The organism is Denitratimonas organivorans (genome assembly GCF_037478135.1).
Classification (GTDB): domain Bacteria; phylum Pseudomonadota; class Gammaproteobacteria; order Xanthomonadales; family Xanthomonadaceae; genus Denitratimonas.
In genome coordinates this window covers 20,846-31,412 of sequence record NZ_JBBHDV010000019.1, presented here as the reverse complement: position 1 = coordinate 31,412, position 10,567 = coordinate 20,846, and the positions used below count along the sequence as shown (strand labels likewise).

12 protein-coding genes and 1 pseudogene are annotated in these 10,567 nt (G+C 65.2%); 4 read left to right on the top strand and 9 right to left on the bottom strand.

Features of this window, described 5'->3' with window-relative positions:
• The 3 genes from WDB66_RS14655 to WDB66_RS14645 all read right to left on the bottom strand — a co-directional run.
• On the bottom strand, positions 1-214 hold a 214-nt coding region (locus WDB66_RS14655), incomplete at its 3' end, for a hypothetical protein (protein ID WP_339399343.1).
• A 195-nt stretch (positions 215-409) separates the two neighbouring features.
• Positions 410-799 carry a hypothetical protein gene (locus tag WDB66_RS14650; protein ID WP_339399342.1) on the bottom strand — a complete coding sequence of 130 codons (390 nt, stop codon included), beginning with the start codon at positions 797-799 and terminating at the stop codon, positions 410-412.
• A 66-nt stretch (positions 800-865) separates the two neighbouring features.
• Positions 866-1,291, bottom strand: a complete 426-nt coding sequence (locus WDB66_RS14645; RefSeq protein ID WP_043766636.1) for a MerR family transcriptional regulator — start codon at positions 1,289-1,291, stop codon at positions 866-868.
• Positions 1,292-1,332: 41 nt separating this feature from the next.
• Here WDB66_RS14645 and WDB66_RS14640 point away from each other — a divergent pair, with 41 nt between their 5' ends.
• Genes WDB66_RS14640 through WDB66_RS14630 form a run of 3 tightly spaced genes read left to right on the top strand, consistent with a single transcriptional unit; the run spans position 1,333 to position 2,192 of the window.
• A complete protein-coding gene (locus WDB66_RS14640) occupies positions 1,333-1,689 on the top strand; it encodes a mercuric transporter MerT family protein (RefSeq protein ID WP_339399341.1) in 357 nt (118 codons plus the stop codon).
• Between the two features lie 10 nt (positions 1,690-1,699).
• Positions 1,700-1,987 carry a heavy-metal-associated domain-containing protein gene (locus WDB66_RS14635; protein ID WP_036196115.1) on the top strand — a complete coding sequence of 96 codons (288 nt, stop codon included), beginning with the start codon at positions 1,700-1,702 and terminating at the stop codon, positions 1,985-1,987.
• Positions 1,977-2,192 carry a GDCCVxC domain-containing (seleno)protein gene (locus WDB66_RS14630; protein ID WP_322109198.1) on the top strand — a complete coding sequence of 72 codons (216 nt, stop codon included), beginning with the start codon at positions 1,977-1,979 and terminating at the stop codon, positions 2,190-2,192. Before WDB66_RS14635 ends, WDB66_RS14630 begins: the two co-directional genes overlap by 11 nt.
• A 102-nt stretch (positions 2,193-2,294) precedes the next feature.
• On the opposite strand, the gene WDB66_RS14625 is transcribed toward WDB66_RS14630, so the two are convergent.
• Complete coding sequence (locus WDB66_RS14625; RefSeq protein WP_066922029.1) at positions 2,295-2,918, bottom strand: cation efflux transmembrane domain-containing protein; 624 nt, start codon at positions 2,916-2,918, stop codon at positions 2,295-2,297.
• Between the two features lie 14 nt (positions 2,919-2,932).
• Between WDB66_RS14625 and WDB66_RS14620 the strand changes: the two are divergent.
• A pseudogene (locus tag WDB66_RS14620) lies at positions 2,933-3,271 on the top strand (MerR family transcriptional regulator); the annotation flags it as partial.
• A gap of 11 nt (positions 3,272-3,282) precedes the next feature.
• Here WDB66_RS14620 and WDB66_RS14615 read toward each other — a convergent pair.
• From WDB66_RS14615 to WDB66_RS14595, 5 genes are all read right to left on the bottom strand, one after another.
• Positions 3,283-4,407, bottom strand: coding sequence for an arsenic resistance protein (locus tag WDB66_RS14615; RefSeq protein ID WP_339399340.1), 1,125 nt, complete (start codon positions 4,405-4,407; stop codon positions 3,283-3,285).
• Positions 4,408-4,485: 78 nt separating this feature from the next.
• Positions 4,486-5,079: a cation efflux transmembrane domain-containing protein gene (locus WDB66_RS14610; RefSeq protein ID WP_339399339.1), complete on the bottom strand. Its 594-nt coding sequence runs from the start codon at positions 5,077-5,079 to the stop codon at positions 4,486-4,488.
• A gap of 1 nt (position 5,080) precedes the next feature.
• Positions 5,081-8,257, bottom strand: a complete 3,177-nt coding sequence (locus WDB66_RS14605; RefSeq protein WP_339399344.1) for an efflux RND transporter permease subunit — start codon at positions 8,255-8,257, stop codon at positions 5,081-5,083.
• A gap of 22 nt (positions 8,258-8,279) precedes the next feature.
• Entirely contained in the window at positions 8,280-9,260 is a 981-nt protein-coding gene (locus tag WDB66_RS14600; RefSeq protein ID WP_339399338.1) for an efflux RND transporter periplasmic adaptor subunit, read from the bottom strand.
• Positions 9,257-10,537, bottom strand: coding sequence for a TolC family protein (locus WDB66_RS14595; protein WP_095208874.1), 1,281 nt, complete (start codon positions 10,535-10,537; stop codon positions 9,257-9,259). Before WDB66_RS14595 ends, WDB66_RS14600 begins: the two co-directional genes overlap by 4 nt.
• Positions 10,538-10,567: the final 30 nt, after the last annotated feature.

The following is a 10,567-nucleotide window of genomic DNA, read 5'->3' as shown; positions in this document are numbered from 1 at the left end:
TCGTGGAGCGGCCCAGCCTACGGCACCTGGCCCGCTTCGGTTCAAGGAAATTGCACTTCAGGGTTGAATCCGCCGGGCCGTGTCGACATGCCTCACGCCATTCCGGGTTGGCTTCGGGTTCCTCAAGTTCAATCCCGAACGGAAAGGGTGAGGATGCGGTAGTAGCGGCCAAGTGGCTGATCTGCTCGATCGTCGGAAAATGACGAGCAATCATGACTGCGTGCTGGCGAATCTCTAGCGGCAGGCGCTCGTCCCGAGCCACGCGCGGCTCCGCTCGTGTGGAGTGGTCATCATCTGCTCCAGAGGTATTGATTGAGGAAGTGTCTTCGGCCCCGCTCTCAGACAGTGAGATCTGGCGTTCCCATCTGCGCGCCTTGCATGTCTCTATGGGGGAGATGCTGATGTCTGCCTACGATCCCGCAGTTCCCCTGTGGAGCCTGTCGGCCACCAGCTGCTGCGCCGCGTCAGCGGCGGATGCGTTCGGCCGCCGGTCAGCAGCTTCTGCTTCCTTTCGCGCCTGCGGCGCATATGTCTCCAGGAACATCGCGGCGTGGAACCGATACTTGCGTGCCTCGCTCGGCAGGGAAATGCCAACTTGCTTGGCTACAAGCGTCGCGTAACTGAGCTGGGCCTCGGTCGGCTCTTTCAAGTCCCAATCGATGCAGTCCTTGAGCAGTGTCTCGATCTGGTTTTCCAGGCGCTTGACGAAAGTGTCCCGGACACGCCGATCCTTGATTCGTTCGTACTGGACAGTCAGCGCCTCCTCGAGTTGCTGAGAGAAGTATAGCTCCAGTGTCATCTCAACCGCGGGGTTCACCAGATAGAGGGTCGGCAGGGATTCGTGTAAAAACGGGCCGAAAGTGAGCTAACTGCCTGTCGCAGCTGGCTTTCTTGGCCGCTCCAGAAAATCGAGGGTTGGGCAGCATTCTCCCGCCGGCACTTGGGCGCACCGCGCTATTTTCTGTTCGAGATCCCTCTCCAGCTGTCGCAGCTCGCGGATTCGTAGACGGACATCGACGAGCTTTCGCTCGGTCAGCTGACGGGTCTGCTCGCAAGAACGTTCGCCTGTGATCTCTAGCAGGCCAGCGATCTCGTCGAGGCTGAATCCCATCATCTGAGCGCGCCGGATGAACTGAAGCCGATTGACATCGTTTTCGTCGTAACGACGCACGCCTCCTATGGGTCGCTCGGGTTGACGCAGCAGCCTACGTCGCTGGTAGTAGCGCACGGTTTCGACGTGCACATCGGCCGCCGCCGCCAGCCGGCTGATCGTAAACGTGTTCGGACGCACGGCTTGACTCCGTACCTAGGTACAGAGGCTAGTATGCTCTGATGCAAACAACCCCGGCCAAATCGTCTGTTCCAGCCATCGTTGGCGCGAGCATCGCCGCCATTGGCGCATCGGTCTGCTGCGTCGTGCCGCTGGTGCTGGTCCTGCTGGGCATCAGTGGCGCCTGGATCGGCAACCTGACCGCGCTGGATCCATGGCGCCCTTGGTTCAGTGCTGCCGCCCTGCTGTCGCTGGGGTTAGCCTTCTGGGGCCTGTACGGACCAGCCTCTCGATGCCGCGCCGAAGGCCAATGCGTGGATCCGGGCATCTTGAGCCGGCGGCGGCGCTGGCTTTGGTTAGCCACTGTCGTGATCGCCTTGTTGTTGTTGTTTCCGTATTACGTGATTTGGCTTCTGTAGGAGACGATCGATGCGCAAGTGGACATTGGCCTTGATGGCCGTCATATGGGCCGGAACGGCGGGGGCCGCCCCCACTGAGACGGTGGTGTTGCAGGCCGCGAACATGACCTGCCCTACGTGCAGCATCACCATTGAGAAAGCGCTCGAGAAGGTGCCCGGCGTAGCTGACACTGCGGTCGATACCAAGGCAGCCACGGTAACGGTGACCTTCGATTCCGAGCGTACAAGTGCTTCGGACATCGCACGGGCCATCACCGAAGCAGGCTTCCCGGCCAAGGCACGGACAAATGGTGGCTGATCTGCAACTGCAAAGCATGCTGACCTGCCCAGAATGCAGGCACCAGGCCAGCGAGATGATGCCTACCACGGCCTGTCAGTTTTTCTACGAGTGTCCAGGCTGCAGCACGGTACTGCGGCCCAAGCCGGGCGACTGTTGTGTGTTCTGTTCGTACGGCACCGTGCCGTGTCCACCGATCCAGCAACAGAATCCCTGCTGCGGATAGCGGTCGCGGCCACTGGATGCCGATCATCAGCCAACTCGGCGAACAAACGCCCCGGCATACGGGGCATTTCTTCTCTTGGGCCGGGCAACGGGCCGCAACTTGCTATTTCGCCTCGTCCCGGTAGCTCCGCCAAGCCATACGGAGTACCCGCCAGGCGGACCGCAGAAACATCAGCAACAGTCCACCGGCGATGACCAGATCGGGCCAGCCCGCATCGAACAGCCACACGCCGGCGGCCGCCAGCAGTACCGCAACACCCTCGTACAGATCATTGCGCGAACACTCCCACGCCGATGACATGTTCACATCGCCGAAGCGGTACGGCGTCAGCAACCACAGGCACAGTGCGTTGAACGCAAGGTTGATCACCGCAGCAATGCCGATGGCCTCGAAGATCGGTACCTCCGGATGGGCCAGGCGCCAGCCGATCTGGATGGCGACCGCCACCGCGGCGCCGAAAATCAGCAGTCCCTTGATCAGCGCCACTTTGGCCTTGGCGCGCAAGCTGGCGCCGATCACCGCCAGGCTCAGCAAGTAGGTCAGCGCATCGCCAAGATTGTCGAGGCTGCCTGACAGCAACGAGGACGATCCGCTGTAAATCGCCGCCGTGATCATCATCACGAAGGTGGCGATGTTGATCGCCAGCACGATCATCAGCACGCGCCGCTGCCCGGCCTCCAAGGCCCGGATATCCACTGTGCTTCCGCAGCCGCACGAGTCACCCATGGTCAAGTCTCCAGATGGGAGCGGACGCAGGAATTGCGGACCGCTGTCAGGTCGGCGATCCTAAAGTCTGTAGCCGCTACAGGGTCAAGCCCATGAAGATTGGAGAGGTCGCGACACGCAGCGGGTGCCATCCGGAAACCGTGCGCTACTACGAGCGCATCGGGTTGTTGCCTGCGCCGCCGCGCACAGCGAGCGGGTACCGCGATTATCGGTCAACGGACGTGGATCGATTGCGCTTCATCAGTCGTGGCCGCGACCTTGGCTTCTCCCTGGAGGAGATCCGCAGCCTGCTGGGCCTGGCCGAGGACGACGGATTGTCATGCCAAGATGTCGACCGGCTCGCCCGCGTGCACCTGGTGGACATTCAGGCCCGGCTCGGGGACCTGCAGCGGATGGCCGCTGAGCTCGAACGGGTGATCGGCAGCTGCAGTGGGGGCGAGCGCGGCCAATGTGTCATCCTGGACACGCTGCGGCGCCCACTGACAAGCACCGAGAAGTGACCTGGGCGGGCGGCAGCATGGCAGTCACGCGTTGCCACCCGTCGTATCAGCGGTATGTAGGCCAGCATTGCGATCAACTCGACCAGCGTCTGGGTCACGATCACCGCCGGTACGATGGGAAGCGCGCCGGGGATCGACAGGGCCAACGGCAATATCACCAGTGAGTTGCGCGTGCCCGACGCGAACGCCACGGCCCGTTTCGCCGGAACAGCCAGCTTGAAAATCCGTGCCACCGCAAGGCCGAGCTGTGGCGCGATGATCGCGAAGGCAATGTAGAACGGCACGACCGAGACCGCAGCATTGCTTGCTGGTCCCAGCTGCGGTGTCACCGCTGCGATCACCACGAAGAGCACCCCCGCGGTGGCGGGTACCGGCATCACCCCACCCAGGCAGGCCAAACGGGCCACTCTCGGCGAGCGCGAGGCGGCTGCCTGCAGGCCCGCCGCGAGCAGTAGCGGGACCGCGATCAGCCAGACGAATGCGTGCAGGAACGGACCTGCCTGGACCAGTGAGGCCGATGTTTCGCCCATCAGCACGCCGAAGTACAGCGGCAACAGCAACATCTGCACGAGCAATAGAACCGGCGTCGCAGCCAGCAGCAGCGCGGAGTCCGCCTTGCCCAGATGGGAAAAGGTGACCACGTAGTCGATGCATGGGCACAGCAGTACGAAGAGCACGGCGATACGGACCAGCGGGTCTGCTGGCAAAAGCGGCAACATGGCCGCGACCAGCAGCGGCACGACCAGGAAGTTTGCAACGAGCAATGCGCCCAGGAAGCGCCGGTTCGCCAGCGCGGCTCGCAGCTTGACCAACGGCACCTGCAGGAAGGTGACGAACAGCATCAATGCCAGCGCGGGATTGATCAGGACTTCCAGCCTGCCGGTGCCGGGTACGGTCAACGCGACGGCGAAGCCGAGCGCAATCGCCAGAAAATAGATCGGGATCTGGTGCCGTTCCAGTCTGTCACGCACATCGTTCAACCGACTCATGGGGTGACCGCTGTGCCCTGCCGAATGCCCCGACACAAAGCGCGGCTCCGATGGAGAAAGTACTGCAAGCCGGCTCTGCTAGCCATGCTCTTGACCTCGCGCATCCCGCAGGATCTCGATGCCCCCCTTCAGGGCGATCGCCGCCACCGCAAGACCGACGACTAGATCGGGCCAGGCCCGCCCGGTCCAGAGCACCAATCCGCCACCCACAAGCACGCCCGCGTTGGCGACAAAGTCGTTGGTGCTGAAGGTGGTCGCGGCACGCACGTTCACGTTGGCCTGCCGGATCTTCTTGAGTAGCCACACACAGGTCGCGTTCACTATGGCGGCTCCCAGGGCCATCACCATCATGGTTGTGCCAATGGGCTCGACGTCGCCGAAGAAGCGACGACCCACGTCGACCAGGATTCCCGCGGCAAACAGGATCAGCAGCCAGCCGGACACCTTGGCCGCCGACCGTTTCCACGCCGGTGAACGACTGAGCGCGAGCAGGGTGATGATGTAGACGGCGCTGTCGGACGCATTGTCCAGTCCATTCGCGATCAGGGCGCTTGAGCCGGCAGCGAGGCCCGTGACCCAGAACCCCGCGGCAAGCGCGAGGTTCAAGGCAAGGACGATCAACAGGATCCGGCGCTGGTGCGCGCCGTGTATCTCGATCTTCTCTTCGCTCACCTCAGTGGGCCTCCCGTTGCGGCATCGATGCGTCGCCGCGGTGCAGAAGACGGTAGAGGGTGGGCAGGACAAGCAAGATGAGCAGCGTAGAAGACACGATCCCGCCGATCACCACGGTGGCGAGCGGACGCTGTACCTCGGCGCCTGCGCCGACATTGAGCGCCATCGGGACGAAGCCGAGCGACGCCACGAGGGCAGTCATCAAGACCGGCCGCAGCCGCCCGAGCGCGCCGTTGAAGACCGCGTCGTCCAGCGACTGGCCTTGCTCCCGCAGATTGCGAATAAAGGCGATCATCACCAGGCCGTTGAGCACGGCCACGCCGGACAGGGCGATGAAGCCGACCCCGGCGGTGATCGACAACGGGATGCCGCGCAATGCCAGTGCAGCTACACCGCCGGTCAGAGCCAGCGGTACGCCGCTGAACACGATCACCGCATCCCTGGCCGAGCCAAACGCCATGAACAACAGGCCGAAGATGAGGACCAACGTCACCGGTACCACGACTGCGAGCCGTTGGCTGGCCGAGATCAACTGCTCGAACGTGCCGCCGTAGTCGATCCAGTAGCCCTCGGGCACGTCCACCTGCTGCCCGACGCGCTGCTGCAGCTCTTCGACAAAGCTACCCAAGTCGCGATCACGCACGTTGGCGGTGACCACCACCCGGCGCTTTCCATTCTCGCGGTTGATCTGGTTGGGCCCCAGCAGGCTTTCGATCTTCGCGACCTCCCGCAGCGGTACGGTCCGCGCGGTCGCCCAGCGTGGCTCCAGGCTCGACCGGTCCGCGTTCGCAACGTCGGGCAAGGGGATCGGCAGATCCTGAAGGGCAGTCGGATCGACACGCATCTGTTCCGGCAACCGGACCACGATGTCGAAGCGGCGGTCGCCCTCGAACAGCTGGCTGGCAACCTGACCACCGACCGCGGTGGCAATGGTCTGCTGCACGATCCCCGGATTCAGGCCAAAGCGCGCCAGCGCCGCACGATCCGGGACGATCGTCAGCAGTGGCAAGCCGGTCGCCTGTTCGGTCTTGACGTCCGCCGCGCCATCGACCTGCCTGGCAACCGCCTCGACCTGTTCGGCGACCTCGATCAGCATGTCCAGATCATCGCCGAACACCTTGACCGCCACGTCCGCACGCACGCCGGAGATCAGCTCGTTGGTCCGCATCTCGATCGGCTGCGTGAACTCGTAGTTGTTGCCTGGAAGCGTCGCCACCGCCGCCTCGATCTCCTCGAGCAGCACGTCCTTGGGCTTGCTCGGGTCGGGCCACTGCGCGCGTGGCTTCATCATCAAGAAGGTGTCCGCCACGTTCGGCGGCATCGGGTCGGTGGCCACCTCCGCCGTGCCGATCTTGCTGAAGACCCGCTCCACTTCAGGAACCTGCTGCAGGCGCTCCTCAACGGCGAGCTGCATCTTCACCGACTGCTCCAGGCCCGTGCCTGGGATACGGATCGCGTGCATGGCGATGTCGCCCTCGTCCAGGCTGGGAATGAACTCGCTGCCCAGGCGCGTGGCGACCAGCAGGGACACGGCAACCAGGGCGAGTGCCCCGCCAAGGACCCAGTTCTGCCGGCGGAGCGACCAGGCAAGCAAGGGCTCATAGCGGCCTCGCGTCCACTGGACCAGCCGGTTCTCCTTCTCCTGGACGCGATTGCCCATGAAGATCGCGATCGACGCGGGAACGAAGGTCAGCGACAGCACCATGGCGCCGGTGAGGGCCAGCACCACCGTGATCGCCATGGGATGGAACATCTTTCCCTCGATCCCGGTCAGGGCGAAGATCGGCAGGTACACCGCGGCGATGATGAACATGCCGAACAGGCTGGGCCGGATGACCTCGACCGTGGCGGTAGCCGTCAGGTCGTTGCGTTCTTCACGTGTCAGCGTCCGGCCAAGCCGATGCTGCATCTCGCCAAACCGGCGCAGGACGTTCTCGATGATGATGACCGCGCCATCGACGATCAGCCCGAAGTCGAGTGCACCCAGGCTCATCAGGTTGCCCGAGACGCCTCCGCGCACCATTCCGGTGATCGTGAACAGCATGGCCAGGGGGATGACGGCTGCGGTGATCAGCGCGGCGCGGAAGTTCCCCAGTAGCAGGAACAGGACCACGATCACCAGCAGGGCGCCCTCGACCAGGTTCTTCGAGATCGTCTGCATCGTGCGTTCGACCAGCCCGGTGCGGTCGTAGACCGCCGTCGCGGTGACGCCTTCCGGCAAACTTGCGTTCGCATCCTGCAGCTTCGCCGCCGCGGCTTGCGCGACCGTGCGACTGTTGGAGCCGACCAGCATCGACACGGTGCCCAGCACGACCTCTTCGCCGTTCTGGGTCGCCGCGCCCGTACGAAGCTCCGGACCCTCACCCACCTGTGCCACGTCAGCGACCCGGATCGGCAGGCCGTCGCGTCGGTCCAGCACGATGTTCCGGATCTCGTCGATCCCGCCGACCTGGCCGGGCACGCGCACCAGGTACTGCTGGCCGTTGCGCTCGATGTAACCGGCGCCCATGTTCTGGTTGTTGGCCGCCACCGCGTCGACGATGTCCTGCAGCGTGAAGCCGAGTGCGACCAGCCTGGACGGGTCCGGCGTGATGTGGATCTGCCGCTCGAAGCCGCCCATCGTGTTGACTTCGGTCACGCCCGGGGTGTTGCGCATCTGCGGCCGGATCACCCAATCCTGCAGGGTGCGCAGGTCGGTGGCGGTCCACGGCGTGCCGTCCGGTTTGACCGCCTCGGGCGCGGCATCGATGGTGTACATGAAGATCTCGCCCAACCCGGTCGAGATCGGCCCCATTTCGGGTTCCAGTCCCTCTGGGATCTGCGAGCGGATCTGCTGCAGGCGCTCGGCCACCTGCTGCCTGGCGAAGTACAGGTCGGTGCCGTCCTCGAACACCACGGTGACCTGCGACAAGCCGTAGCGCGACAGCGAGCGCGTGTAGTCGAGCCGGGGCAAGCCGGCGAGTGCCGTCTCGATCGGATAGGTGACCCGCTGCTCGGACTCCAGCGGAGAGTAGCCGGGCGCCTCGGTGTTGATCTGCACCTGGACGTTCGTGATGTCCGGCGTTGCATCGATCGGGAGCCGGGTGAAGCTCCAGATGCCTACTCCGATCAGCCCGAGGGTCAGCACCAGCATCATCCAGCGATGCCGGATCGAGAACCGGACGATCCGCTCCAGCAGGCCCGGCTGGCGGCCTATGGCGTCAGTGGTCATGCGCCGCGCCTTCCTTGCCGATGTCCGCCTTGATCAGGTAGCTCTCCGCGACGACCACCTCCTCGCCTTCACTCAGGCCCGAGAGGATCTGCACCTGCGTGGCATCGCGGGCACCGAGTTCGACGTGTCGGGTCAGGTACGTCTCGCCCTCACGTACGAACACGGACTCCTGGCCATCCATCGACTGCAGCGCGGTCAGCGGCACCATCAGGTCCACCGGTTCCTGTGCGACCGTGATCCGCGCCTTGACCGCCGTACCCGGCCGCCATTGGTTGTCGGCGTTGTCGATCGTTGCGCGGGCGACAGTGCTCTGGCTGGCCGTGGCCATGCCGGGGAGCACACGTTCGAGCGTGGTGTGGACCAGCTCGCCATCGCTCATGCGGGTGACCGCCACCGGCACGCCCGGCTGGATGTGCTGGGCGTCGGCGCCAAAGATGTGGAGGTCGACCCAGAGCTGCGAGAGATCGGCGATCTCGAACAGCGGCGCGCCCTCACCGGCCAGGCCGCCGACCGAGGCACTGCGGTCGACGACGACACCGGAGATCGGCGCGGCGACGCTGTAGGTGCTCAGGCTCAGGTTGCTCTCGATCGTCGCCAGTGTCTGGCCGGCGCGAACCTGGTCTCCGACATTGGCGCGCAGTGAGCGGATCGGGCCTGGGAAGCGGGCGGTGACCTGCGCAACACGGCCCTCTACCGGGGTCAGCAGGCCTTGTACCTCATGCTCGTCGGCGATCACGCCGGGGCCGACGGGCCGCGTCTGGATACCGGACTTTTCGGCAATTTCGGCAGGGATGACCGTGCTGGCGATTTCACCCGCTTCATGACCGTGTTCGTCGGCCTCGGTGCCGTGGTTGGCGGCCTCGTCAGCATGGGCGTCGTTTGCCGGCTGGCTAGGCTGGTCCGGCTCACCACTGCAAGCCGCCAGGCTCAAGGCCAGCGCCAATGCCGGGATCAGGTGGACAGGCTTCATGGGGTTGCTCCTTGGTTGTCTTGCGGGCCCGGGCCGGCGACGAATGCCTGGCCGGTCAGCCGCTGGATCTCGATCAGGGCGCGCTGGGCTTCCAGCGCAGCTGCCAGCTGTTGCTGCCGTGCGGCGGCGCGCTCCGCCTGCAGGCTCGACCACTCCAGATAACTGGCGGCGCCTGCGCGGTACGCGGTGGCGGCCGCTGCTTCGGCCTTGGCCAGACGTGGAAGCACGTCCTCACCCAGCCGCTGTGCTTCCAGGCGGGCCACCCCGAAGCGGCCATGCGCCTCAGCGAGGGTGGAGTAGAGCGACAGCCCCACGGCCTCCCGTTCGATTTCCAGCGCTGTCAACTCGGCGCGTGCGGCACGGATGCCCGGTTGTGCCCGGCGGGTGGTGCCCAGCGGGATCGAGACACTGCCGACCAAGCCGAAGTCATCGCCGTCCGCCATCCGTCGCACGCCCACCTGCCAGTCGAAGTCCGGGGTCGCTTCGCTGCGTGCCAGCTGCAGGCGTGCCTCGCCAATGCGCTGCTGATCGACGAACTGCGCGAGCTCGGGAGTGCGTTGCAACCAGTCGGCGAGTACCGCGAAGTCCGCGATCTGGGGCACGGCGAGCAGATCGCCCCCGAGGATCTCGAATGCGGGATTTCGCTCGCCCCACAGGGCCGCGAGATGCTGGCGGGCGGCCGCCTGACGTTGCCGGGCGCGAGCGCGATCCAGTTCCGACCGCGCGAGGGCGGCCTGGGCGGTGAGTACGACCGATTCCGGCGAAGCGCCGGCCTCGTGACGCCGGCGCGCCGCAGCAACGGTGCGTTCGCGCTGGTCGACGTCCAACTGCGCAAGCTCGCCTTCGCGTTGCGCACCGACGACCGCCAGGTAGCGGCGGGCCACTTCGGCCAGGAGATCCAACCGCTGCGCCTCGCGCTCGATGGCCAGCGCGTCGATCCGGCTTTGCGCGAGCGTGCGGCGGGCATCGAGCTTGCCGCCGCGCTCCAGCACGGAGGCGAGGCTCAGCGTGATCTCGGCGCCATCCAGGCCGCTGGCCGGGCCGGTACCGAGCACGTTCTCGACCTCGGCTCCAGCGACCAGCGCCGGGCGCAACGAGGAGCGATCCAGTTCGGCTTTCAGGGCCTCATGGCGGGCACCAAACAAGCGTAGATCGGGATGGGCGTCGGCAACGCGAAGGAAAGCGTCGTCCAGGGTGAGGGGGTCGGCGGCGTGCGTGGGGAATGCCACGGCACACACGGCGACGAACGCGGCCAGGGCCGCTGATCGCAAACGCATGGGGGTTGCTCCGATGAATCGAATTGACGG

Bases quoted from the DNA above. Each gene is read 5' to 3' on its own strand.
- WDB66_RS14650 (WP_339399342.1), bottom strand. From the start codon at position 799: ATGACACTGGAGCTATACTTCTCTCAGCAACTCGAGGAGGCGCTGACT.
- WDB66_RS14640 (WP_339399341.1), top strand. From the start codon at position 1,333: ATGCAAACAACCCCGGCCAAATCGTCTGTTCCAGCCATCGTTGGCGCG.
- WDB66_RS14630 (WP_322109198.1), top strand. From the start codon at position 1,977: ATGGTGGCTGATCTGCAACTGCAAAGCATGCTGACCTGCCCAGAATGC.
- WDB66_RS14625 (WP_066922029.1), bottom strand. From the start codon at position 2,918: ATGGGTGACTCGTGCGGCTGCGGAAGCACAGTGGATATCCGGGCCTTG.
- WDB66_RS14595 (WP_095208874.1), bottom strand. From the start codon at position 10,537: ATGCGTTTGCGATCAGCGGCCCTGGCCGCGTTCGTCGCCGTGTGTGCC.
- WDB66_RS14600 (WP_339399338.1), bottom strand. From the start codon at position 9,260: ATGAAGCCTGTCCACCTGATCCCGGCATTGGCGCTGGCCTTGAGCCTG.
- WDB66_RS14615 (WP_339399340.1), bottom strand. From the start codon at position 4,407: ATGAGTCGGTTGAACGATGTGCGTGACAGACTGGAACGGCACCAGATC.
- WDB66_RS14635 (WP_036196115.1), top strand. From the start codon at position 1,700: ATGCGCAAGTGGACATTGGCCTTGATGGCCGTCATATGGGCCGGAACG.